The organism is Bradyrhizobium sp. JYMT SZCCT0180, assembly GCF_018130165.1.
Taxonomy (GTDB): Bacteria; Pseudomonadota; Alphaproteobacteria; order Rhizobiales; family Xanthobacteraceae; genus Bradyrhizobium.
The window spans coordinates 153,035-176,265 of the sequence record NZ_JAFCLZ010000019.1; the positions used below are offsets into that span (position 1 = coordinate 153,035).

Annotated in this window: 20 protein-coding genes; 17 read left to right on the forward strand and 3 right to left on the reverse strand. The window is 63.4% G+C overall.

Annotated features, from left to right (window positions below; genetic code table 11):
* Positions 1-21: 21 nt before the first annotated feature.
* A complete protein-coding gene (locus JQ641_RS26670; protein ID WP_211998885.1) occupies positions 22-1,434 on the reverse strand; it encodes an FAD-binding oxidoreductase in 1,413 nt (470 codons plus the stop codon).
* A 142-nt stretch (positions 1,435-1,576) separates the two neighbouring features.
* Here JQ641_RS26670 and JQ641_RS26675 point away from each other — a divergent pair, with 142 nt between their 5' ends.
* From JQ641_RS26675 to JQ641_RS26715, 9 genes are all read left to right on the forward strand, one after another.
* Complete coding sequence (locus tag JQ641_RS26675; protein WP_211998845.1) at positions 1,577-2,461, forward strand: dihydrodipicolinate synthase family protein; 885 nt, start codon at positions 1,577-1,579, stop codon at positions 2,459-2,461.
* 232 nt (positions 2,462-2,693) lie between these two features.
* Positions 2,694-3,611 (forward strand): ABC transporter permease, encoded by a 918-nt coding sequence (locus JQ641_RS26680; protein WP_192736646.1) that lies wholly within the window; start codon positions 2,694-2,696, stop codon positions 3,609-3,611.
* Entirely contained in the window at positions 3,608-4,474 is an 867-nt protein-coding gene (locus tag JQ641_RS26685) for an ABC transporter permease (RefSeq protein ID WP_211998846.1), read from the forward strand. The genes JQ641_RS26680 and JQ641_RS26685 overlap by 4 nt, the downstream gene beginning before the upstream one ends.
* Positions 4,471-5,451: an ABC transporter ATP-binding protein gene (locus JQ641_RS26690; RefSeq protein WP_211998847.1), complete on the forward strand. Its 981-nt coding sequence runs from the start codon at positions 4,471-4,473 to the stop codon at positions 5,449-5,451. The genes JQ641_RS26685 and JQ641_RS26690 overlap by 4 nt, the downstream gene beginning before the upstream one ends.
* Positions 5,448-6,398, forward strand: coding sequence for an ABC transporter ATP-binding protein (locus JQ641_RS26695; protein WP_211998848.1), 951 nt, complete (start codon positions 5,448-5,450; stop codon positions 6,396-6,398). The genes JQ641_RS26690 and JQ641_RS26695 overlap by 4 nt, the downstream gene beginning before the upstream one ends.
* Positions 6,399-6,444: 46 nt before the next feature.
* A complete protein-coding gene (locus JQ641_RS26700) occupies positions 6,445-7,974 on the forward strand; it encodes an ABC transporter substrate-binding protein (protein WP_211998849.1) in 1,530 nt (509 codons plus the stop codon).
* Positions 7,975-8,085: 111 nt separating this feature from the next.
* Positions 8,086-9,339, forward strand: a complete 1,254-nt coding sequence (locus JQ641_RS26705) for a serine hydrolase domain-containing protein (RefSeq protein ID WP_211998850.1) — start codon at positions 8,086-8,088, stop codon at positions 9,337-9,339.
* Positions 9,340-9,474: 135 nt separating this feature from the next.
* Positions 9,475-10,440, forward strand: a complete 966-nt coding sequence (locus JQ641_RS26710; protein ID WP_211998851.1) for a VOC family protein — start codon at positions 9,475-9,477, stop codon at positions 10,438-10,440.
* A 23-nt stretch (positions 10,441-10,463) separates the two neighbouring features.
* Positions 10,464-11,021, forward strand: a complete 558-nt coding sequence (locus JQ641_RS26715) for a DinB family protein (protein WP_211998852.1) — start codon at positions 10,464-10,466, stop codon at positions 11,019-11,021.
* Between the two features lie 76 nt (positions 11,022-11,097).
* Here the strand turns inward: JQ641_RS26715 and JQ641_RS26720 are convergent, their stop codons facing one another.
* Positions 11,098-11,844: a GntR family transcriptional regulator gene (locus tag JQ641_RS26720; protein ID WP_211998853.1), complete on the reverse strand. Its 747-nt coding sequence runs from the start codon at positions 11,842-11,844 to the stop codon at positions 11,098-11,100.
* A gap of 177 nt (positions 11,845-12,021) precedes the next feature.
* Here JQ641_RS26720 and JQ641_RS26725 point away from each other — a divergent pair, with 177 nt between their 5' ends.
* The 5 genes from JQ641_RS26725 (at position 12,022) to JQ641_RS26745 (ending at position 18,221) form a co-directional block, all read left to right on the forward strand.
* A complete protein-coding gene (locus tag JQ641_RS26725) occupies positions 12,022-12,732 on the forward strand; it encodes a fumarylacetoacetate hydrolase family protein (RefSeq protein ID WP_211998854.1) in 711 nt (236 codons plus the stop codon).
* A gap of 5 nt (positions 12,733-12,737) precedes the next feature.
* A complete protein-coding gene (locus tag JQ641_RS26730) occupies positions 12,738-13,610 on the forward strand; it encodes a polysaccharide deacetylase family protein (RefSeq protein ID WP_211998855.1) in 873 nt (290 codons plus the stop codon).
* Entirely contained in the window at positions 13,579-14,994 is a 1,416-nt protein-coding gene (locus JQ641_RS26735) for an MFS transporter (RefSeq protein WP_211998856.1), read from the forward strand. The genes JQ641_RS26730 and JQ641_RS26735 overlap by 32 nt, the downstream gene beginning before the upstream one ends.
* Positions 14,995-15,155: 161 nt before the next feature.
* Positions 15,156-16,559, forward strand: a complete 1,404-nt coding sequence (locus tag JQ641_RS26740; RefSeq protein ID WP_211998857.1) for an amidohydrolase family protein — start codon at positions 15,156-15,158, stop codon at positions 16,557-16,559.
* Positions 16,560-16,631: 72 nt separating this feature from the next.
* On the forward strand, positions 16,632-18,221 hold the full coding sequence (locus JQ641_RS26745) for a gamma-glutamyltransferase family protein (protein ID WP_211998858.1): 1,590 nt from the start codon (positions 16,632-16,634) through the stop codon (positions 18,219-18,221).
* Positions 18,222-18,344: 123 nt separating this feature from the next.
* Here the strand turns inward: JQ641_RS26745 and JQ641_RS26750 are convergent, their stop codons facing one another.
* Positions 18,345-19,121, reverse strand: coding sequence for an IclR family transcriptional regulator (locus tag JQ641_RS26750; protein WP_211998859.1), 777 nt, complete (start codon positions 19,119-19,121; stop codon positions 18,345-18,347).
* Between the two features lie 110 nt (positions 19,122-19,231).
* On the opposite strand from JQ641_RS26750, the gene JQ641_RS26755 reads away from it, so the two are divergent.
* From JQ641_RS26755 to JQ641_RS26765, 3 genes are read left to right on the forward strand one after another with little or no spacing between them, the layout of a single operon-like run.
* Positions 19,232-20,791 (forward strand): acetate--CoA ligase, encoded by a 1,560-nt coding sequence (locus JQ641_RS26755; RefSeq protein ID WP_211998860.1) that lies wholly within the window; start codon positions 19,232-19,234, stop codon positions 20,789-20,791.
* A 29-nt stretch (positions 20,792-20,820) separates the two neighbouring features.
* A complete protein-coding gene (locus JQ641_RS26760; RefSeq protein ID WP_211998861.1) occupies positions 20,821-21,960 on the forward strand; it encodes an FAS1-like dehydratase domain-containing protein in 1,140 nt (379 codons plus the stop codon).
* Positions 21,961-21,998: 38 nt separating this feature from the next.
* Positions 21,999-23,213 (forward strand): CaiB/BaiF CoA transferase family protein, encoded by a 1,215-nt coding sequence (locus tag JQ641_RS26765; protein WP_211998886.1) that lies wholly within the window; start codon positions 21,999-22,001, stop codon positions 23,211-23,213.
* Positions 23,214-23,231 lie beyond the last annotated feature (18 nt).

Consider the following 23,231-nt stretch of genomic DNA (forward strand, 5'->3'; position numbering starts at 1 on the left):
GCCCTCTTGCCTCCGCCCCGATCAGATCACCTTTCCGGGATTAAGCAAATGATCGGGATCAAGCGCCGCCTTCAGCGTGCGCATCAGCGTGATCTCCGCTTCGCTGCGCGCATGGCCGAGCCATTTTTTCTTCATCGTGCCGATGCCGTGTTCGGCGGAGACGCTGCCGCCCATGTCGCGCACCAGCCCGTAGATGATGGCGTCCATTTCTTCCTTTGGCTGGCGCCCGACCGGCAGGCCCGCGACCCAGGACACCAGGTGCAAATTGCCGTCGCCGATATGGCCGTAATAGACGCTCTCGCATCCGGCGATGCCGCTGGCCAGCGCGGCCTTGCAGCGCGTGGCGAACTCATCCATCCGCGCCACCGCAAGCCCGATATCGTAGGAGATGTGCGGGCCGAGCACCTGGCCGAATTCCGAACAGATGTCACGCACCGCCCAGAACGCCTTGGTCTGCGCCACCGATTGCGAGACGGCGGCGTCCTGCAGCAGTCCGCGCGCCATCAGGTCTTCGAGCCAGGCTTCGAAGTGCGGCGCATCGATGCTCTCATCGGTGCCTTGCGCCTCCACGAGCACATAGAGGCCGTGACCGGTGCCGACCGGCGAGCGCACGCCGGCCCGCGCGGTAATCACCTCCCAATAGTCCGGCCACATCACTTCGAATGCGGACAAAAGTGGACCGAGCCCGCCACGCGCCGCGTCGAGGAGATCCAGCACCGCAGGATAATCAGCCACTGCGCAGAGTGCTGCCATGGTGGAGCGCGGTTTCGGAAACAGCCGCAATACGACCCGGGTAATGATGCCGAGCGTGCCTTCCGAGCCGATGAAGAGATGCTTCAGATCGTAGCCGGCATTGTTCTTCAAGAGCTTGTTGAGGTTGGTGACGATGGTGCCGTCCGGCAGCACCACTTCGAGGCCAAGCACCAGTTCGCGCGTCATGCCGTAACGAATGACGCGGTTGCCGCCGGCATTGGTGGAAAGATTGCCGCCGATCGCGCAGGAGCCGCGTGATCCCAGATCGAGCGGGAAGAAGAAGCCGGCTTCATCCGCGGCTTTCTGAACCGTCTCCAGCGGCGTGCCGGCCTTCACCGTCATGGTCGCGCTGGCGCGATCGATCTCCTCGATGCCGACCATTCGCTCCAGCGAAATGGCGACCCAGCCTGGCTCAGGTGCGGCACCGCCGCACAGGCCGGTCAATCCGCCTTGCGGCACGAACGGCAGCCGCGCCTTGCGGCACGTCGCGATGGTCTCAGATACGCCCGCCGCGTCCAGCGGCCGAACCACCGCGATCGGTGTTTGCGGCAGGCTCGCGCTCCAGTCGTTGCAATTGCGGGCGGGAATTTCGGCGCCGGTCAGCACTGCTTGCGGGCCGAGTTTGAGCTGCAGGGCACTGAGCAGCTCCAGCGGTCGTTCGGGTCGCGTCATCGCATCCATGGCGGAGCCTTTGTTGGTCTGTCGCGCCCATGCGTTTTTCGGCGGCGCGGCCTGCTCAAAACCGAGTTGAATATTCTTGTATGTAAGGTACAAGAGAAGTCAAGAAGGCCCCTTGGGGCGTCCAAATGCAATGGGAGAGGTCATGACAGCAGCAATTCGCGGGTTTTGGGCGGCTGCGCCCACACCGCTGACGGCCAGTGGGACCGTGGATCACGCGAAGCTGGCGGGGCACGCCCTCAACCTCTTCGAGAAAGGCATCGATGGCGTCGTGCTGTTCGGCACCACCGGCGAGGGCGCCTCATTCGGTGTGGCCGAGCGAATCGCGACCGTCGAGGCGTTGCTCAAGGCCGGCGTGGCGTCGTCGCGCATCGGGCTTGGCGGCGGCTTTCCCGCCATCACCGACAGCATCGCCCTGGTGCGTTCGGCGCTGGGCCTCGGATTGAACCATGTGCTGATCCTGCCGCCCTATTTCGACCGTGCCGTTACGCCTGAGGGAATCGAGGATGCGTTCGCCGCGATTTTCGATGCCGTGGCTGACGACCGCCTTCGCGCCACGCTCTATCATATCCCGCAGGTGTCCGGCGTCGCCGTGCCGGTCGCGGTGGCGGCCAGTCTGCGCAAGCGCTACGGCGTTGTCGTCGCCGGTCTCAAGGACTCAAGCGGCGACTTCAGGCAATTCCAGGCGTTTCGTGCCGCCGCGCCTGATCTTGCGATTACGGTCGGCAACGAAGCCGATATCACCCGTGCCATCGCCGCCGGCGGCGCCGGCACGATCTGCGGAATGGGCAATGTCGTGCCCGGCCTGGTTCAGGCCATGATCAACGGCGCGGGCGCGGAAGCGCGCATGCAGGCCGCCATCGACGTCGTGGCCAGCGGGCCGTCGTTCCCCTCGACGTTGAAGGCAATTCTCGCCGCACAAAGCGGCGACGCGGGCTGGCTGCGGGTGCGTCCGCCGCTGCGCCAGTGCGCAGACGGCGCGGCTTTCAAGGCCAAGCTGGAGACGTTGATGAGCCCGGAGGTCGCCTGAAGGTCTCAAGCCGAAGTTTCACGTGACGTACGCAACGCTCTAAGCTGCCTCGGGCAACGCCGCACCTGAAACCAGCGCGCGGCGCGGCTCTTGCTCGTGGCCGCGGCGCGGCTCTTGCATGTGGCAAGTCGTGCTCTTGCATGGAGGGTCTGTTTGATGACACCGTGCGGTCGCTTCGGGTAGGGGACACCGACCTGAACACTCTCGTTGCGTTTCGGTATTGGACTTCTCGATGCTGCTTCTGATTGCCCGGCGTCTCGGTCTCGGCCTCCTGGTCGCGCTCACGGTGATGACGCTTGCATTCATGCTGACGCGGCTGTCGGGCGACCTTGCCATTTCCATCGCCGGCCCGTCCGCGACGCAGGCCGACGTCGAAATCATTCGCAAGGCGTACGGCCTCGATCGTCCGCTCTACGTCCAGTTCTTTTCCTGGGTCGGCCGCGCCATGGTCGGCGATTTCGGCCAGAGCTATTTCTTCAAGGACAGCGTCTCCAACCTGATCGCGAAGCGCCTGCCCATCACGCTCACGCTCGGGCTGGTGGGGCTGAGCCTGGCTCTGATCATCTCGATCCCGCTCGGCATCCTCGCGGCGGTTCGCGAGAACACCTGGCTCGACCGCGGCGTCACCATGTTCACGATGGTGGGGCAGGCGATCCCGAGCTTCTGGCTCGCCCTGATCCTGATGATCGTGCTCGGTCTCAATCTCGGCATCTTGCCAATTTCAGGCACCGGCACCTGGCAGCACTTCGTGATGCCGGGCATCGTGCTCGCTTTTACGGCAATCCCTGCCCTGACGCGACTCACGCGCTCCGGCATGATCGAGGCGATGGCGTCCGACTACATCCGCACCGCGCGCGCCAAGGGCCTGTCGCGCGCACGCATCATCTTCAAGCACGCGCTTCGCAACGCCGCGATCCCCGTGGTGTCGATCGCCGCGGTGCAGCTCGGCTTCATGCTCGGCGGCTCCATCGTTATCGAAACGGTGTTCGCGTTGCATGGCGTCGGATATCTCGGCTGGGAGAGCATCGCCAAGAACGATTTTCCTGTGGTGCAGGCGGTGGTGCTGGTGCTGGCGGCGATCTATATCGGCCTCACGCTGCTTTCCGACATCCTCAATGCGCTGCTTGATCCGAGGCTCCGGACCGGATGAGCGAACCGATTGCAATCCATGCGCCGCTGACGTCGCGGGTCGGCGTGGCCGGCTTCACGGTCGGGATCGTCATCGTCGGCATCATCGCGGTGGCCGCGATTATCGGCAATCAGCTGGTGCCGCATGATCCCTTCACCCAGGATCTCGGCAACCGCCTCAAGCCGCCATTCTGGATGGAGGGCACCCAGGCCGGGCATCTGCTCGGCACCGATCAGCTCGGCCGCGATTATCTGGCGCGGCTGGTGTATGGCGCGCGCATCTCGCTCTTGATCGGCATCATGACGGTCATCACGTCGGGATTGATCGGCATCACGCTCGGCGTGCTCGGCGGCTTCTTCGGCGGCCGCATCGACGATGCGGTGCTGTTCGCCATCACCACGCGGCTGTCGATCCCGGTGGTGCTGGTGGCGCTCGCCGTCGTGGGGCTGATGGGCTCGGGCCTTGGCCTCGTGGTCGCAACCCTCGGGCTTCTGTTGTGGGACCGCTTTGCGGTGGTGGCGCGCGCGACCACGATGCAGATTCGCAGCCTCGATTACGTCAACGCGGCCCGCTGCGCCGGCGCCTCGACCTCGCATCTGCTGGTCAGGGAGATATTGCCGAACATCGCGAGCCATCTTGCCGTGGTGGCCACATTGGAAATGGCGCTTGCGATCCTGCTCGAGGCGGCGCTGTCGTTCCTCGGCCTCGGCGTGCCGCCGCCGCTGCCGTCCTGGGGCCTGATGATCGCCGAGGGCAAGGATTACATGTTCTTTTCGGCCTGGGTGATCATGATTCCCGGCGTCGCGCTGTTCGTCCTGGTGCTCGGCATCAACCTGGTCGGCGACGGATTGCGCAATCTGCTCGGCTCGGAGCGGTCGCGATGAGCGCATTGCTTGACATCGAGGATCTCGAAGTGATGTTCGGCGGCCGCAGCGCGGCGGTGCGCGGCGCCTCGTTGCAGGTCGAGAAGGGCGAGACCCATTGCCTGGTCGGCGAATCCGGCTGCGGCAAATCGGTGACCGCGCTGTCGATCATGAACCTGCTCGCGCGCGGCGGCCGGCGCTCCGCCAAACGCATGAGCTTTGCCGGCACCGACCTCCTCTCGCTGTCCGACCGCGAGATGGCGCGCCTGCGCGGCAATCGGATCTCGATGATCTTCCAGGAGCCGATGACCAGCCTCAATCCGGCCTTTACGATCGGCTCGCAAATGGCTGAGGTGCTGACCCGCCACAAGGGCGGCTCGCGCACCGCCGCGCTCGAGCGCGCGGTCGAACTGATGGGCCGCGTCGGTATCACCGCGCCGGAGATGCGGCTCGGCCAGTTTCCGCACCAGCTTTCCGGCGGCTTGCGTCAGCGCGTCATGATCGCGATGGCGTTGATGTGCGATCCCGAACTGCTGGTCGCCGACGAGCCGACCACCGCGCTCGACGTTACCGTGCAGGCGCAGATCCTGCGGCTGCTGGCGACCTTGAAGCGCGAACTCGGCCTTGCGATCCTCTTGATCACCCATGACCTCGGCATCGTCGCCCGCGTCGCCGACCGGGTGTCGGTGATGTATGCGGGCGAGGTGGTCGAGCGCGCGCCGACCGCGGAATTGTTCCGCAGCCCCCAACACCCCTATACGCGCGGCCTCTTGTCCTGCGTGCCGGTGCCGGGCCGGGTGCAGCGCGACCGGCCGCTCGGCTCGATCCCGGGCGTGGTGCCGGCGATCGGACCCGGCTTTGCAGGCTGCGCATTCCGCTCGCGCTGTTCGCATGCCGACGCCAGCTGCGAACGCGAAATCCCGCGCCGCCAGGCAGGTAGCGCGCACGACTATCTTTGCCGGCTCGCACCGCAATTCTCGGAGCCGCAGCCCGCATGAGCGTCGCGATCGAAGTCCAGAATTTGCGGTGCGAGTTCCGGGTCAACGCCGGCTGGTTCGCGCCGGAAAAACGCGTGATCGCGGTCGACGACGTGACCTTCAGCGTGCCGGCGGGCAGCGTGCTCGGCATTGTCGGCGAATCCGGCTGCGGAAAATCCACCCTCGCGCGGCTGATCCTCGGGCTGCTGAAGCCGACGGCGGGGACCGTGCTGGTCGACGGCAAGCGCCTGTTCGACCTCGACCGCAAGGCGCGGGCGCGATTGATCCAGCCGGTGTTCCAGGATCCGTTCGCCTCGCTCAATCCGCGCCACCGCATCAAGGACATCGTCGCGCTGCCATTGACCGCCCAGGGCACCTTCTCACGCGCGGACATCGAGCGCCGGGTCGCTCAAATTCTCGAACGCGTCGGGCTTTCGGCGGCGATGGGCGAGCGCATGCCCTCGCAACTCTCCGGCGGGCAGCGCCAGCGGGCGGCGATTGCCCGTGCGCTGGTGCTCGAGCCGCGGATCGTGATCTGCGACGAGCCGACCAGCGCGCTCGACGTTTCCGTGCAGGCGCAAATCCTCAATCTGCTCGCCGATCTGCGCCGCGATCTCGGACTGACCTATCTGTTCATCAGCCACAATCTGGCTGTCGTGGAGCATGTCGCGAGCGAGGTCGCGGTGATGTATCTCGGTCGTTTCGTCGAGCGCAACGAAACCGACGCACTGTTTCGTGCGCCCGGTCATCCCTACACGCAGGCGTTGCTGCAAAGCGTGCTGACGCCGGAGCCGGGCCGCGGCGTGCCCGATATCGGCCTCGGCGACGCCATGCCGGATCCGGCCAATATTCCCCCGGGCTGCCGGTTCAATCCGCGCTGCGGTATCGCGGTCGAACGCTGCCGCCGTGTGGCACCAACGCCCATGGCCCGCGCCCCCCAGGGAATGGTAGAGTGCCATCTGGCATAGAGTGTGCTTGAAATCGGTCTTGCGATCGGAACCAAAGGAGGACGGCATGGGCGTGCAATTGAGATTTGGTGCGGCGATCCTCGCGGCGGCACTGGTCGGTGCCGGCGCTTCCCCGGCGCTGGCGCAGAAGTCCGCCGACACGTTGCGGATCACGATGCGTGACGCGCTGCCGAACGTCGATCCCTACTACAACAATCTGCGCACCGGCGTGGTGATGCACCACCAGGCCTGGGACGGGCTGGTTTACCGCAATCCTGAAACGTTCAAGAACGAGCCGCTGCTCGCCACCGAGTGGAAGCTGCCGGATACGACCACGATCGAATTCACGCTGCGGCCGGGTGTCAAATTCCACGACGGCAGCGCGTTCACGGCCGATGACGTCGTCTACACGCTCAATCTGGTGTCCGATCCCGGGAGCAAGGTGTCGACGCCCGCGAACTACAACTGGATTGAAAAGGCCGAGAAGACCGGCGACCTGTCGGTACGCGTCAAGCTGAAGCGGCCGACGCCCGCGGCGCTGGATTATTTCGCCATGGTCGTGCCGATCTATCCGAAGGCCTACCGCGAGAAGGTTGGCGCGGAAGGCTACGCCAAGGCGCCGGTCGGCGCCGGCCCCTACAAGATCACCAAGGTCGAAGCGGGCGCCTCCATCGACTTCGAGCGTTTCGAGGATTATTGGGCCGGCAGCCCCAAGGGCAAGCCGGCGATCAAGAAGATGAGCGTGCGTTTCGTGCCGGACGCGACCACGGAAATGACGGAGTTGCTGGCCAGCCGTGCGGACTGGATCTGGAACATGAATCCCGACCAGTTCGAAAACGTGAACAAGCTTCCGCACATTGCGGCCGTGCGCAAGGAATCGATGCGGGTCGGCTATCTCTCGCTCGACGCGGCCGGTCGCACCGGCGCGGATAATCCGATCACCAAGCTCAAGGTACGCCAGGCGATCTGGCACGCGATCGACCGGCAGGCGATGGCCGACAAGCTCGTCACCGGCGGCAGCCGTGTTCCGGCGGCGCCCTGCTTCCCGACCCAGTTCGGCTGCAACGGCGAGGCCGCGACGCTGTACGACTACAATCCTGCCAAGGCAAAGCAGCTTCTCGCCGAGGCCGGCTATCCCGATGGCTTCGACCTCGAAGTGGCGAGCTATGTGCTGCCGCAATGGGGCTCGGCGGTGCAGAACTATCTGATCGCCGTCGGCATTCGCGCCAAGCTCAACCAGCTGCAGACGGCGGCACTGATCCAGAAGGCGAAGGCCGGCGAACTGCGCACCTACATCGGAAGCTGGGGCAGTTACTCGATCAACGACGTGTCGGCCTTCATGCCGAACTTCCTTGACGGCGGCGCCGACGACTATGCGCGCGATCCCGACGTGCAGAAATGGCTGATCGAAGGCGGTTCATCCATCGACACGGAAGTCCGCAACAAGGCCTACTCGGCCGTGATCCAGCGGGTCACCCAGCAGGCCTATTTCGCGCCGCTGCACACCTATGTGACGACCTACGGCTATTCCAGGCAGCTCGACTTCACCCCCTATTCGGACGAGCTGCCGCGCTTCTATCTGACGAAATGGAAATAGGCTGAAGCGAACGCGCCCGGCGCGGCGTCGCCGCGCCGGTTCAGCCCACTGGCGTCATCGGTTTCGAAGCGTCTAGAATGCCCGAATCTCGGCGCGGCATTCGGGAACGCGATGACAGGATTGCTCAGTCGGCGTGATGTGTTGGTGCGGAGCGCCGGGCTTGCGGCGGCAGGCCTGGTTTCTAATGCGGGTTTTGCCGCACCCGCCCGCAAGCCGGTTTCAGGCGATGCGATCGACGCCGCGTTGCAGGCGAAAGTTGCTGCCAGGGAAATACCCGGCGTGGTCGCGATGGCCGCGAACGAAACCTCGGTCGTGTATCAGGGCACGTTCGGCACCCGCAACGTCGCGGCCGCAACGCCGATGTCGTCAGATACGGTTTTTCGTATCGCCTCGATGGTCAAATTGCTGACCTCGGTGGCCGCATTGCAGCTGGTCGAGCGCGGCAAACTGAAACTGGATGAACCATCAGCCAACATCGATCCGACGCTTGCCTCGCCCCAGGTCCTCGCAGGCTTCGATGCCAAAGGCACACCGCAGTTGCGACCGGCGCACAAGCCGATCACGCTGCGCAACCTGCTGACGCACACATCCGGCTTCAGCTACCCGCTGTGGGATCCAAATGTGGTTCGCTACCAGAAAGCGGCGCGGTCCGATCCGGCGCTGCCGCGCCGGCCGCTGATGTTCGAGCCAGGCGCACGATGGGCCTATGGCGGCAGCATCGACAATGTCAGCCAGCTGGTTGAGATCGCCAGCGGGCAAAGCATCGATCGCTATTTCAGTGAACACATCACCGGCCCGCTCGGCATGAGCGACACCGGCTTTGTCATCACCGAGCAGCAGCGCGCCCGTCAGGCCAGCCTGCATGTGCGCGACGCCGGCGGAAAGCTCGTCCCAAAACCGTTCGAGAAGCTGGCCCCGACATCAGCCTTTTCCGGCGGCGGCGGCATCTATTCGACGGCGCCGGACTATCTGGTCCTGCTGCAGGCGTTGCTGAGCGGCGGACGTTTTCGCGGCACAAGCCTGTTGCGGCCGGATACCGTCGCAATGATGTCGACCAACCAGATCGGCAATATCGAAGCAGGAATTCTCAAGACCGCCAATCCCGCGCTTTCAAACGACGTGGATTTTTTCCCGGGCGTCCATCTGCGCTGGGGGCTTGGCCACATGATCAATGTCGATCCGGTCCGCGAGGGTCGCGCGGCCGGCAGTCTCACCTGGGCCGGCCTGTTCAATACCTATTACTGGATCGATCCGAAAAAACGCATTGCGGGCGTGATCATGATGCAGATCCTGCCCTTCGTCGACAAACAGGCGCTGGTGGCCTACCGGCAGTTCGAGCGCGGGATTTATCGCGCGCTGGGGTAGGCCTGGTAACCTCCGGGTGACTGCCATTCCGCCGACGCAGATGTGATTGAAACGCGCGCGATGGCGGGCAGTTCGCCGATCGAAAATGTGATAGACCCGCCGTCATCCCATTCGAACCCAGGCAACACGCTCACCATGAACCTCGATATGACCCGTCGCACCTTGCTGCATCTCGCCGGCGCCTCCTCACTCGCAGCGGCCGCCACGGCCGCGGCGCGCGCCGAGCAGGGCGGCAGCGGCGGTGGGCCGACTTTCGCCAACCGCACGCCGATGCGGATCGGCATGGTGACGATCCGCGTCCGCAAGCTCGATGTGGTGGCGGATTATTATCGCGACGTGCTCGGCCTTGCCGTGATGGAACGCTCGGCCACCGGCGCGGTGCTCGGCGCCGGCGGGGTGAAGCTCCTGGTGCTCGAGGCGCGCCCGGACGCCGCGAACGAAGCCCGCAGCGCAGCCGGGCTTTATCACGCCGCCTTCCTGATGCCGACGCGCAAGGATCTCGCGCGCTGGCTGGTCAACGCCGCGATCCACCGCGTTCCGTTGTCGGGTTTTGCCGATCATCGCGTCAGCGAATCCGTCTATCTCGACGACCCCGAGGGGAACGGCATCGAGGTCTATGCCGATCGCGATCCCTCGCTCTGGCAATGGAGCGAGGGCACCGTGACGATGGGAACCGACCAACTCGATATCGACAACCTCGTCTCGCTCACCAACACCAACGTCAGCGATTACGCCAAGGCGCCCGACGGCTTGCGCATCGGACACATGCATCTGCGCGTCGGCGATCTCGCGAAGGCCGACGGCTTCTACCGCGGCACGCTCGGCTTCGATCCGACGCGGGCGCGCAGCGGCGCCGCGTTCCTGTCCTCCGGGCGCTACCATCACCATCTCGGTCTCAACGTCTGGCAAAGCGCCGGCGCCGGGCAACGGAACGACGCGGCCACCGGCCTCGCCTGGTTTTCGCTGGAGATCGAGAAGGCGGATTTGTTCGCGGCAAAGGAAGAGCGCCTGCGTCAGGCCGGCGTCCAGGTCGCGTCTGTTGCTGGTGGTCTCGAGGCCGCCGACCCCTGGGGCACGCGCGTGCGCCTCGTCAAGGTCTGAGCCGTCAGGCGGGAGCAGATGCGATGGATGCCGTGCTTCCTTTCCGCACCATGGCCTACAACAATGGCTGGGCCAATCATCGCCTGCTGACCGCCTGTGCAGCGCTATCACAGGCCGAATTCACCGCGCCGCGCACCGGCTTCTTTCCAAGCTTGCGCGCCACCCTCAATCACATCCTGATCATCGATCGCTTCTACATCGATGCCCTGGAAGGCGGCACATTGGGGCCGGCGGCCTGGGCCAACCAGGAGCCGTGCGAAACCGTCAGCATTCTCCGCGACGCACAAGGCGAGATGGACCGCCGGTTGATCACCTTCGTCGAGCGCCTCGGCGCTGAAGGCCTCGATCGCATCGTCAACGTCCACCGCGGCAGTCGCATTCAACATGAGCGGATGGACCGGCTGCTGCTGCATCTGTTCCAGCACCAGATCCATCATCGCGGCCAGGCGCATGCGATGTTGAGCGCGACCGGTGTCCGTCCGCCGCAACTCGACGAATTCTTTGCCGCGGAAGAGGCGCCATTGCGCGCAGGCGAGTTCGCGGAGCTCGGCTGGAGCGAGGATAGAATCTGGCGCCGCTGAGTTACGGCCAGTGACGGTCAGCACGGGCGCATGCGGGTGCCAAGAGGCGCCGACCCGGTACGACGTCAGCACCGCCTTATGCGCGGCGTTGACGTTGTCTCCCGGTTTGAACGCTGGAGCCCTTCTCGAATTCCAGCCGCGCGACTGCGCGCGCCGCGGCGGATTTCACCCCGAGCACATGAGCTTGCATAAGTGCTTCGGCCTTTTTTGGTTCTCGGAACAGAATTGCTTCATATATCTTGTGATGCTCACCGTGGCGCTTGCGTACGTCATCGATCTCGAACGCAACGATGTTGTGCGCCGAAGCGTGCGGCACGCGTTGACATAGCTGCACGACGTCCCTGACCAGACGCGATTCCGCGGCGTCACGAATATTGCGGTGAAAGCGGTCGTTGATCGCGCCGTATGCAGAGCGCTGGTTGTCGAGGGTCTCCCCGGGAGCATTCAAAATGTCGTCGCCCAACGCAAGCGCGCTCTCGATCTCGCCCTGTTGCAGCGGTGTAAGTCCGCGTTCCGCGGCCAGCCGGGCGGCAAGGCCCTCCGCCAGGGCGCGCATCTCGTAGGCGTCAACGATCTCGGACAACGGAATGGCCCGAACTTTGTAGCCGCGATTTGGCAGATATTCGAGCAGACCTTCGCCCGCCAAAGTTTGCAGTGCTGCCCGAATCGGCGTGCGTGAAACGTCGAATTCGTGACTGAGGTGTACTTCGTTCAGCCGTGTGTCCGCCGCCAGGCGACCGTCGAGCAGGAGCGCGCGCAGCATATCAAGGACCGTCTGCGATCGTGGCAGATCGCTCGCGTCAGTTTCAGTTGCAGTTCTCATTGCTCTCCCAATTTCCGGCGGTTGGACCATCCGCGAACGCAGTTGCAAGTGTATCAGCCGTAGTCCGAAATAACGAACATTGTTCTAGTTATCCTCCTGTACCGCCAAAGTGTGTACAATTCTTGTTGACAATGGCCTAAGTGTATCCATAATTGATGGAACTGAGGTGGTGCTGATATGAACGCTGGTGTCAGGAAATATGTCTATGAACCGGAGGTGACGTCTGTCGCGATTGCGGGGCAGTCGATGCGATTTCCGGTTCGCCGCATCTATTGCGTTGGACGAAATTACGTCGATCACATCCGCGAAATGAAGGAGGGCGACGAGCGCGATCCGCCCTTCTTCTTTCAAAAGCCAGCCGACGCCATCGTCGAGCACGGCGCAGAGGTGCCTTATCCTCCGCACACTTCGGACTTCCAGTACGAAGTTGAGCTTGTCATTGCGGTGGGACGCGGTGGACGCAGCATCGGCATCGCAAGTGCGCTGGATCACGTGTTCGGTTACGCCGTCGGCATCGATCTGACGAGGCGGGACCGCCAACGCGACGCGCGAGCCGCAGGTTTGCCGTGGGAGGTCGGAAAATCATTCGATGCTTCGGCGCCGTGCGGCCCCATTTGTCGGGCCGCCGATATCGGACATCTGTCTGCCGGCAAGGTCACGCTCAGCGTAAACGGCGATACACGGCAAACCGGCGACATCGCCCAGATGATCTGGAACTGTTCGGAGATCGTCGCCAATCTCTCCCTTCAATATGCGTTGGCTGCGGGAGATCTCATCTTCACCGGCACTCCAGCCGGCGTGGGTCCCGTTGGGCCCGGTGACAGGCTGGTCGCGGAGATCGCTTCGATAGGAAAGCTGGCGCTGACTATCGGTTCAAGGGAGGCTTGACGTCGATGCTGCCTACAGAGCGCATAAAATATTCTCCGATTTCCGCCCGTCCGCGGCTTCAACTGCCCAACGACGCGCGGCTTGCGGTATGGGTCATCGTCAACGTCGAAGAATGGGATCCGCAGCAGCCGATGCCGCGAACGGTACTGACGCCGCCGGCCGGTGGCGTTCCCAGTCCCGACATTCCCAATTGGGCCTGGCACGAGTACGGCAACCGCGTCGGGTTCTGGCGCATGCTGCCGGTTCTCGACCAGCTCAAGATTCCGGCCGTGCTCGCGATCAACGGCTCGGCGATAAAGGCCTATGAGCCGATAGCAAAGGCCGCGCTGGACCGGCGCTGGGAGTTCATTGGTCACGGCTTCACCCAGAAGAACATGCAGAAGGTGGCCGACGAACGCGCCGATATCACCAGGACGTCGGCTGCAATCCGCGACTATACCGGCCGTCCGCCGCGTGGATGGCTGGGGCCTGGTTTGACCGAAACCTGGGAGACGCCGGATATCCTTGCCGAAGAAGGATATGATTACGTTTGCGATTGGGTGCTCGACGATCAGCCCGTCACGCTGAAAACGCGGGGCCGCCCCATCGTCAACATTCCTTATACGCAAGAATGCAACGATGTCGCGATGATGCTGATCCAGCATCACAAGGCTTCCGAATATCGCGATCGTGCCATCGATCAGTTCGAGCAACTCTACGCCGACGCGGAAGCTTCGGCTCGCATCATGGCGCTCGTCGTTCATCCCTACATCATGGGTGCGCCACATCGCCTGCGCTACTTCAAGGAGGCGCTGCAGCACATCGCGCAGCGTCCGCAGGTCATGTTTGCGACGGGCGAACAGATCTTTGATTGGTACGTCGCGAGCACAGCTACCTAGAGCCCAGCTTCAAGCTTTCGCGCAGGATTCCGAGCGGCAAGCAGCCTTTGAACGGAAATCGTCGGGAACAACTGTTCCCGACGTTGAGCCTCATCACGCCATTTCGAAAGGAAGCATTATGCGGGACACGGGTTTTGCTGGAGAGGTCGACAGCCTTCCGGGTTCGACCGTTGCGAAGGCGAGCAGCCAGCACACGATGGCGCTCGTCATGTTCGGAATCTTGCTCGCCTCCTACGCCGTCAACGCGATGGATCGTCAAATATTTCCGTTGCTTGCCGCCGACGTTCGCAAGGAATACGGCTTCGCTCTCTCCCATACCGGATTGCTGTCGACCGTATTCACGCTCGGCATGGCGGTTGCGGGCGTTCCCACCGGCTACCTCCTGGCGCGCTTCTCACGCAAAGCCGTGGGACAGATAGGTATCGCAATCTTCTCGGTTGGTACGGCGCTCACTGCATTCTCTTACGGCTTTGCCGACATGCTTGCCTACCGGGCCGTCACGGGTATCGGCGAGGCGATGCAATTGACTGCTTTGCTGGCGATCGCGACGAGCTATTTCACGCGTTACCGCGCAGCGGCCGTCGGTTCGGTGAACTTCTGCTTCGGGATCGGCGCGATCATCGGGCCGATGCTCGGCGGTGTCTTGCTTGCGCAGTATGGTACATGGCGTGCGCCCATGATTGCGTTCGGGTTGCTGGGGTTCGTCGCGATGGCTTTCATTGCGTTCGGTGTCAAGCCGTGGCTGACCGAGACGCGGGCCCAGATGCAGGGAGGCATCAATTCGCAGGGATCGCCCAAATTGCTGAACCGCAATACGGTGCTGCTGACCTTGATGAGCATGATCGGTGGTTTGATTATCTACGGTTACCTCGGCATGTATCCGACCTATCTGCGAGAACAACTTGGCTACACGCCCGGCGCCACAAGTTCTGTGATGGGCATCTTTGGACTTGGGGTGTTGGCCTCCATCGCCGGCGGATGGCTCGGAGACCGGTTTTCGCCCCGGTTGGTGTTTGGCCTGACTTTCCTTGTGGCCGCGCTGCTCGGTTACCTGTTGTTTCATGCCGGCAGCGCATTTGCGATCCAGGCCGGGCTCTCGTTTACCTGGGGCCTGGTGGTCAGCGGGACCATTTATGTCAATCTTGCCGGCTATCATGTGAAGGCGGTCGTGGGAACGCTGGGCAGTCGCGCCTCCGGTATCTTTGTCACCAGCATCTACAGTGCGGGCGCAATCGCGGGATATCTGATCGGAGCGCTCGCCGGCCTGGTTGGCTGGGCACAGGCCGGTCTCATTCAGATTACGGCAATGTCTCTTCTTGGTGCTGCCCTGGCACTGGCGCTCGATCCCAGTCGCATGGCGCGCGGCGCGGATAACGAAAAATAGCACGTTCCCTGGATTGCGGCACTGAACCGGCGGGTCCGGTGTCCTGATGTCTTTCCCGGTGCGCCGATAGCCGTCGCATGGCCGATCGACTGCCAGCGGTGTTGAGTGGATTTTCAAAGCAATGCAATGGAGAACGTATGATGATTGACAGGCGCGCACTCATGATCGCTTCCGCAGCAGGCGCGGTTGCCGCTACGCAGGGGCTCCCGATACCCGCGATGGGACAAACCGGCCAGAAGTCGCCGTCGCGGTTGCTGATCAAGGGCGGGACCATCATCACCATGGAAGGTGCTGGTGTGCTGCGGGCAAACGATGTTCTCCTCGATGGCGGATACATTGCTGCGATTGGCAGCAATCTTTCTGCAACCGATGCCACCATTATCGATGCTCGCGACATGATCGTGCTTCCGGGCTTCGTTGATGCGCATCGGCATTGCTGGCAGGGGTCGATTCGCCATGCTGCCGTAGACACGGATCTCGGCGCTTACTTCGGCAACATACTGGCTAAACTCGCACCGCATTATCGTCCAGATGACGTCTATGCCGGCACAATGTCGAGCGACATCGAGGCTCTCAACGCAGGCATTACCACCGTCTATGACTGGGCTCATATCATGAACACGCCGGCCCATGCCGATGAGGCCGTGCGGGCGCACCGCAACAGCGGCATTCGCGTGGTGTTCGGGTACGGGTTTCCGAATACTTCGGCAGAGTGGTTCTACGAGAGCAAGAAGCCGTTGGTGCGGGACGACGTCAAGCGCGTGCGCGAGATGTATTTCACCGCAAGCGACGGATTGGCGACGATGGCGCTGGCCTTGCGGGGTCCCGAGTTCATGTCGACACTCGATGTCACGCGCAGCGACTGGACGCTGGCCAAGGAACTCGGCCTGCCTGTATCGGTCCATGTGGGTATCGGTAACGGTGGCGTGCCGTATCAGTCGCTGCGCAAGTTGCGCGACGCCGGATTGCTGTTCGAAGGCACCAACTATGTCCATTGCGTCACGTTGAGCACCGAGGATCGCAAGCTTATTCGCGACAGCGGCGGCCATTGCATCTCCACTCCATCGGTTGAGATGATGATGGATTTCGGGATTCCAGCGATCAACGCGACGCTTGCCGCGGGGATGCGTCCGGGCCTGGGCGTTGACGTCGTCACGACGACCGGAGGAGACATGTTTACGCAGATGCATGCGGCGCACCAGGTCGCGCGAATGCAGGCATTCCAGGACAAGGCTTTTCCTCCAATCACCGCCCGCGACGTTCTTGGGTTCGCAACAATCGATGCCGCTCGAACCATTGGCCTCGACAGCAAGATAGGCAGCCTGAAGGCAGGCAAGCGGGCAGACCTCGTGTTGCTGCGGGCCGATAGACCCGGCCTGTCTTCGCCGGCCGACGCGATCGGGGCAGTCGTTTCAGCGGCAACCGTCGCCGATGTCGATACCGTCATCGTGGGTGGAGTCGTGAAGAAGCACGCCGGTAGTTTGGTCGGCGCCGATCCGGTCGCCATTGCCAGAAAAGCATCGGCGTCCGGCGCCTATCTTTCCGAACGCGCGGCCAAGGGCTAGCCTTGGACACACGGCTCCTCAGGTGATATCGCAGCCCTTCCGCTCGTCAAATTCGAATGGGGGCCGTTCGACATGCTGAACACGCCGCGATCGCTTCGGGGAATGGTCACCTCGCCGCATCACCTTGCCAGCGAGGCTGGACTTAGAATCCTGCGCGAGGGTGGAAACGCAATCGAAGCCACGCTCGCGATGGCCGCGACGCTGGCCGCGGTCTATCCGCACATGACCGGCATCGGCGGGGATGGATTCTGGCTGATCGCGGCGCAAGGAGGTGATCCAGTTGCGATCGAGGGCTGTGGGAGCGTGGCGGATGCCGCGACTCCTGAATTCTACCACGCGGCCGGCTTGACCGCGATTCCGACCCGGGGCCCACTTGCCGCCAACACGGTGGCAGGTACAATTTCCGGCTGGGATGCAGCCGTCAACGAAAGCCGGCGCCTGGGCGGCCGTTTGCCGCTGTCGCGTCTGGTCGAGGATGCCGTCTGGTACGCCGAGAATGGCTTTGCCGTCACGCAAAGCCAGGCTGAACTGACCGCTGCGAAACTCGCCGAACTGCGAGATGTGCCGGGCTTTGCGGCCACCTATCTGCGCGATGGTCATCCGCCGCTTGCTGGCGAAGTCATGAAGCTGCCGGCGCTGGCGCGTACGTTGCGTCGGATCGGAGAATTCGGCGCCGCCGACTTCTACCGCGGTGAACTCGCGGCGAGCATCGCCGCTGATCTGGCTCGTTGTGGTTCTCCCGTCAGCCTCGGCGATCTCGCCGCTCATCGGTCGCGCGTTCGCGTGCCTTTGTCCGTTCGCGTGGCGAATGCCGAGCTGTATAATTTTCCGCCTCCGACTCAGGGCCTGTCTTCTCTGATGATTCTGGCGCTGTTTGATAGGCTCGGCGTCAGGGAGGCCGAAGGCTTCGAACATTTGCATGGATTGGTGGAAGCGACAAAGCAGGCTTTCCTGGTCCGCGACCGGATTATCGGAGATCCGGACGCCATGACCGAGAATGTTCTTGATTATCTTTCCGCCTGTGCCCTCGATCGGCTGGCCTCGAAGATCGACCGGCACCGGGCGATGCCATGGCCTGGCGTCTCCGAAGGCGGCGATACGGTGTGGCTGGGTGCCATCGACGGCAATGGTCTGGCGGTAAGCTTCATCCAGAGCATCTATTTCGAGTTCGGTTCGGGCTGCGTTCTGCCCGATACGGGCATTACCTGGCAGAACCGCGGTGCGAGCTTCTCCCTGACAGGTGCCGGTCCACGCTCGCTATCGGCGCGAAGGAAGCCCTTTCACACGCTGAATCCGGCCTATGCCAGGTTCGACGACGGACGGACGATGGTCTACGGGACCATGGGCGGGGAGGGGCAGCCGCAAACACAGGCGGCGATCTTCACGCGATACGCCATGTTTGGACAATCGCTGCAGAGTGCCGTCACGGCGCCCCGCTGGTTGCTTGGGAAGACCTGGGGCGAAGCCAGCGTTACATTGAAGCTCGAGTCGCGCTTTGACGGCTCGCTCGTCAAGGCGTTGCGATCGGCAGGACACGATGTCGAATTGCTTGCGGAGTTCACCGCGACGATGGGCCATGCGGGAGCGGTGGTTCGCACGCTGAGCGGCATTTTCGAGGGAGCGAGCGATCCGCGCAGCGACGGCGCAGCAATCGGATATTGAGGCACCGCTCTTTTGATTGCAATCGCGTCCCGCATCGCGTTGGAGAACATGTCGCAACGCGCGTGGTTGGCGTTGTCGTGGCAGGCGAGGACCAATTCCGGGAACTGATTCCGTAAACTGTCCCTAGAACTGCGGCGGCAGCTGCGCGGCGACCTCGCGCGCGGCGATGCCCATGTCGTTCGCCAGTGCCAGCGATTGCGCACGGTCGAGCTGGCTGCCGAGGCCGACGGCGGCGATCGTGTGCGAGATCGTGCCCTGGCTGTTCAGAACCGGCACCGCCACGATGGTGACGCCGTCGATGTAATTGCCGCGATCGATGCTGAAACCCTGGCGGCGCACCTGTTCGACTTCCTTGCGCCAAGAATCGTAGCTCGGCGCGTTGTGCCAGCGCAACAGGCGAAATCGCTTCTCGATCTCCTTCTGCGGTTGCCCGCAAAACGCGGCGACGCATCGCCCCGTGGCGCTGATCAGCGCGGGAAACCGGCTCCCGACATCGACATGCAGGCGCACCGGCGCCTGGCTGCGGGCAAGGGCGATCACGATCATGTTGTCGAGGTCGGGCACTTCGACGCCGATCGCCATCACGCCGTAGCGGTGTGAGAGATCATCCAGCTTCGGCCGCACCAGGTTCGGAAAGTCGCTGTTCTCGAGCACCGCGCGCGCCAGCGGCAGCATGCCGACGCCGAGCCTGTATCGTTTTGTCAGCGGATCGACTTGCAGCAAATCTTCGGCAACGAGCGCGCGCACGATGTGCAGCGCGGTGCTGGGCACGAGGTCAAGACTCTCCGCAATCGCCTTGAGGCTTTGCGGCGAACGGCTGCGGCTGAGCAGCCGCAGAATGGCGATGGCGCGGGTGACGGCGGGTACCGCGCGGACCCGCGGCGATTTGGGATTCGGCATGATTGTCTCTGTACAACAACGCTTGCGGCGCAACAACGAGATGAGTTGATTGTACATATACAATTATAAACGCTATTTGACAATCGGTTTGTCTTCGGTATTTTGCCGCCATGACCAAGCTGACCCACTTCACGAGCTACGCGGATGCGCAGGCGGAATTTTCCTCTGCCAGACTCTGGGAACTGTTCGCGGGCAATCGCGAACGCCTGAACATCGCCCATGAATGCATCGACCGGCACGCCGGGCGCTCCAATCCGGCTGTCATTGTCGTTCACGCCGACGGGCCGGATGAACTGTTGAGCTTTCGCGAGATCTCGGAAGCCTCGTCGCGCTTCGCCCATTATCTGACGAGCGAAGGCGTCAAGCCCGGCGATCGCGTGGCGATCATGCTGGAACCATCGCGGGCGTTCTACGTGGCGGTGTTCGGCACGATGAAGGCGGGCGCGATCGCCGTTCCCTTGTTCACGCTGTTCGGGCCCGATGGCGTCAAGCTGCGCGTCAACGATTGTACGCCGCGGCTGATCGTGACGAACGCCGAGAAGGCGCCGAGCCTGGACGGCATCGAAGCGAAGATCGTGGTCGCCGACGATGCGTTCCTGAAGGGACTTGAGCGCTTCTCGCCGCACTTCACATCAAACACGACGGCCGACGCGCTGGCACTGTTTCAGTATACGTCGGGGACGACGCGCGAGCTCCCCGAGGCGGTCAAGCACAGCCATCGTGCGATCGTCACGCTGATGGTGGCAGCGCTGTATGGCACCGGTTTGCGGCCCGGCGATCGCTTCATCTGCCCGTCGTCGCCGGCCTGGGGCCATGGTCTTTGGCACGGCACGCTGGCGCCGCTGGCGCTCGGCATCACCATTGGCGCCTATGCCGGCAAGTTCAATCCGGAGCGGCTGCTGGCGGCGCTGCAACAGCATCAGTTCACCAACATCTCGGCGGCCGCCACCCATTATCGCATGATGCGGAATTCGGGCGCGGCGCCGAATTATCGCTACGCGATCGAGAAACTGTCCTTCACCGGCGAGCCGATCGACAGCGAGACCGCTTCGTTCGTCGAGCATGTTTTTGGCCGGCCGGTCTGCAGCATGTACGGCACCACCGAGATCGGCGTGATCCTGGTGAGCTATCCCGGCGCCGGCGATTTCGTCGTCAAGCCCGGTTCATTGGGTAAACCGATTCCCGGCGGACGCGTTGAAGTCCACGATGCCGAAGGCCGGCAATGCCCGCCCGGGGTCGCAGGCGAACTGAAGGTCTGGCGCCACGGACAGTGGATTGCGACCAAGGATCTCGGCCGCATCGACGAGGACGGATACTTCTATCACGGTGGCCGCGCCGACGATGTGATCATCTCCGCCGGCTGGACCATGAGCGCCGTCGAAATCGAGGACGCGATCCTCAAGCACCCGCAAGTGCGCGAGGCCGCCGCCATCGGCGTCGCCGATCCGCTGCGCGGGCAAGTCGTAAAAGCCTTCGTCGTCACCGACCGGGCCGGCGATGAAGCGTTCCAGCACGAGATCCAGGACGTCGTGCGCCAGCGCCTCAGCCATCACGAATATCCGCGTGTCGTCAGCTTCGTCAGCGAACTGCCAAAGACACCGGCCGGCAAGGTCAACCGCAAGGTGCTGCGCGACCGCGAGCAGGCCATCACGAAATCAGAAGCGAGATAGAGGCAAAAGCCTGAAAGGAAGGAACGTCAATGCTTGATACCGTCGAAACCAGATTTCCGAAGATCACCGAGGACGGCCTCGACGATCTGCGCAAGCGCATCGGCGTCTCCATCGGCGTCACCGCCGAGCCCTGGTGCTATGAGGCGACGCGCGACAACATCCGTCACTACGCGCACGGCATCGGCGACGACAATCCGCTGTGGTGCGATCCTGATTATGCCGCCAAGACCAACCATGGCGGCATCATCGCGCTGCCGAGCTTCCTGTTCTCGACCAGCCGCATCGTGTCAGGCTATGTCGGCGGTTTGCCCGGCGTCCACGCGATGTGGTCGGGCGCCGACTGGACCTGGCACAAGGCGGTCAGGCGCAACGACGTGATTTCGACCGAAGCCAAGCTGAAGGATCTCGTCGAGCACCAGACGCGCTTCGCGGGCCGGGCGATCCAGCAGACCTATCATGTCGATTTCTTCAACCAGCAGGGCGACCTCGTCGCCGAGGCGGATAGCTGGTGCTTCCGCACCGAGCGCGACCACGCGCGCGAGCAAGGCACCAAGTACAAGGAGGTCAAGGCCCGCGCGCCGCGCCGTTATAGCGAGCAGGAACTGGCTGACGCCTACAAGCTCTATGCCGAGGAGCGGATTCAGGGTTCGCGCAAGCGCTACTGGCAGGACGTCACCGAGGGTGAGGCGCTGCCCGTGATGTTCAAGGGACCGATGACGGTCACCGGCTTCATCGCCTATGCGCAAGGGTGGGGCGGCCTTTACATCCGCGCCAACAAGCTCGCCTGGAAGCTGCAGGACGCCCATCGCGGTCTCGGCATTCCGAACCGCTTCAATATTCCCGATTGCCCCGAGCGCGTGCACTGGGAAGAGGAGTTCGCGCTCGAAGTTGGCGCGCCCGGCGCCTACGATTACGGTCCGGAACGCTGCTCCTGGCTCACCCATCATCTCACCAACTGGATGGGCGACGATGGCTTCCTGCGCCGCGCGACCTGCAAGATCCGCCGGCACAATCCCGAGGGCGACATGCTGTTCATCAGAGGCAAGGTGAAGCGCAAGTTCGTCGAGGGTGGACGTCACCTCGTCGAGATCGAGCAGGAAGCCTGCAACCAGGACAATGAAGTATCGGTGCTGGGGACCGGCATCGTGGAATTGCCAAGTCGTTCCTGAAGAAGCTTCGTTCCTGACAACCGAACGGTCAATTGACCATGCCCGCAAACGAGCTCACGCGCGGAGCGATGACCGGCCTCAAGGTCGTCGATCTGTCGCGCGTGCTCGCCGGGCCGCTGTGCACGCAGATGCTGGCCGATCATGGCGCCGATGTCGTCAAGATCGAGCCGCCGGCGGGGGACGAGACCCGTGGTCTCGGACCGCCGTTCGATGCGGCCGGGCAGGCGGCGTATTTCAGCGCCGTCAACCGCGGCAAGCGCGGCATGGCGCTCGACCTTTCGCGCGAGGAAGGGCGCGCTGTGCTCGAAGCCCTGCTCAGAGATGCGGACGTGCTGGTGGAGAATTTCCTGCCCGGCACCATGGAGCGCTGGGGTATCGGTTACGAGGTTCTGTCCACGCGCTTTCCGCGCCTGGTGTATTGCGCCATCTCCGGCTTCGGCGCCGATGGGCCGCTCGGCGGGCTGCCCGGCTATGACGCCGTGCTGCAGGCGATGTGCGGGCTGATGAGCATCAACGGCACGCAGCAATCCGGCGCCACCCGCGTCGGCGTTCCCATTGTCGATTACGTCACCGGATACAATGCGCTCACCGGCGTCCTGCTGGCGCTGGCGGCGCGCGAGCGCACCGGGATGGGGCAGCGCGTCGAGGTGACGCTGTTCGACACCGCGCTCAATCTGCTGGTCCCGCACGCAGCCAACTGGCTCTGCTCGGACGTCGTCCCCGGCCGGCTCGGCAGCGCCCATCCCAACATCGCGCCTTACGACAAATTTGCAGCCAGCGACGGCGAGATTTTTCTGGGCATCCTCAATGACGGCCAGTTCCGCCGTTTCTGCCAGAAGGTGGCGCGCGAGGATCTGCTCGACGATCCGCGTTTCCGGACCAATGCCGACCGGCTGACTCATGTCGCCGCACTCCGCGCGGAACTCGAGCGCACGCTGGCCGGCTTCAAGTCCGACGATCTCTGCCGCGATTTGATGCGCGCGGGCGTACCGGCAGGGCCGGTCAACAATGTGGCGCAGGCATTCGCGCAGCCCCATGTGGCGCACCGTGACATGCTGGTCGAAAGCGAAGGCCACCGCGCGCCCGGCCTTCCGGTAAAACTTGCGCAGACGCCCGGCGGCGCGGGGCGGCGGCCGCCGCGCTTCGGCGAACATGTCCACGACATACTGGCGGAAGCCGGCTTCGATCGGGCTGATATCGACGGCCTGATCGAGACCGGCATCGTCTCACCCAACGACAAGAAGAGTTCATAACAAAAATTAAAACATCAC

Coding starts and splice junctions, on each gene's coding strand:
- JQ641_RS26670 (WP_211998885.1), bottom strand. CDS start 1,434: ATGGATGCGATGACGCGACCCGAACGACCGCTGGAGCTGCTCAGTGCC.
- JQ641_RS26675 (WP_211998845.1), top strand. CDS start 1,577: ATGACAGCAGCAATTCGCGGGTTTTGGGCGGCTGCGCCCACACCGCTG.
- JQ641_RS26680 (WP_192736646.1), top strand. CDS start 2,694: ATGCTGCTTCTGATTGCCCGGCGTCTCGGTCTCGGCCTCCTGGTCGCG.
- JQ641_RS26685 (WP_211998846.1), top strand. CDS start 3,608: ATGAGCGAACCGATTGCAATCCATGCGCCGCTGACGTCGCGGGTCGGC.
- JQ641_RS26690 (WP_211998847.1), top strand. CDS start 4,471: ATGAGCGCATTGCTTGACATCGAGGATCTCGAAGTGATGTTCGGCGGC.
- JQ641_RS26695 (WP_211998848.1), top strand. CDS start 5,448: ATGAGCGTCGCGATCGAAGTCCAGAATTTGCGGTGCGAGTTCCGGGTC.
- JQ641_RS26700 (WP_211998849.1), top strand. CDS start 6,445: ATGGGCGTGCAATTGAGATTTGGTGCGGCGATCCTCGCGGCGGCACTG.
- JQ641_RS26705 (WP_211998850.1), top strand. CDS start 8,086: ATGACAGGATTGCTCAGTCGGCGTGATGTGTTGGTGCGGAGCGCCGGG.
- JQ641_RS26710 (WP_211998851.1), top strand. CDS start 9,475: ATGAACCTCGATATGACCCGTCGCACCTTGCTGCATCTCGCCGGCGCC.
- JQ641_RS26715 (WP_211998852.1), top strand. CDS start 10,464: ATGGATGCCGTGCTTCCTTTCCGCACCATGGCCTACAACAATGGCTGG.
- JQ641_RS26720 (WP_211998853.1), bottom strand. CDS start 11,844: ATGAGAACTGCAACTGAAACTGACGCGAGCGATCTGCCACGATCGCAG.
- JQ641_RS26725 (WP_211998854.1), top strand. CDS start 12,022: ATGAACGCTGGTGTCAGGAAATATGTCTATGAACCGGAGGTGACGTCT.
- JQ641_RS26730 (WP_211998855.1), top strand. CDS start 12,738: ATGCTGCCTACAGAGCGCATAAAATATTCTCCGATTTCCGCCCGTCCG.
- JQ641_RS26740 (WP_211998857.1), top strand. CDS start 15,156: ATGATCGCTTCCGCAGCAGGCGCGGTTGCCGCTACGCAGGGGCTCCCG.
- JQ641_RS26745 (WP_211998858.1), top strand. CDS start 16,632: ATGCTGAACACGCCGCGATCGCTTCGGGGAATGGTCACCTCGCCGCAT.
- JQ641_RS26750 (WP_211998859.1), bottom strand. CDS start 19,121: ATGCCGAATCCCAAATCGCCGCGGGTCCGCGCGGTACCCGCCGTCACC.
- JQ641_RS26755 (WP_211998860.1), top strand. CDS start 19,232: ATGACCAAGCTGACCCACTTCACGAGCTACGCGGATGCGCAGGCGGAA.
- JQ641_RS26760 (WP_211998861.1), top strand. CDS start 20,821: ATGCTTGATACCGTCGAAACCAGATTTCCGAAGATCACCGAGGACGGC.
- JQ641_RS26765 (WP_211998886.1), top strand. CDS start 21,999: ATGCCCGCAAACGAGCTCACGCGCGGAGCGATGACCGGCCTCAAGGTC.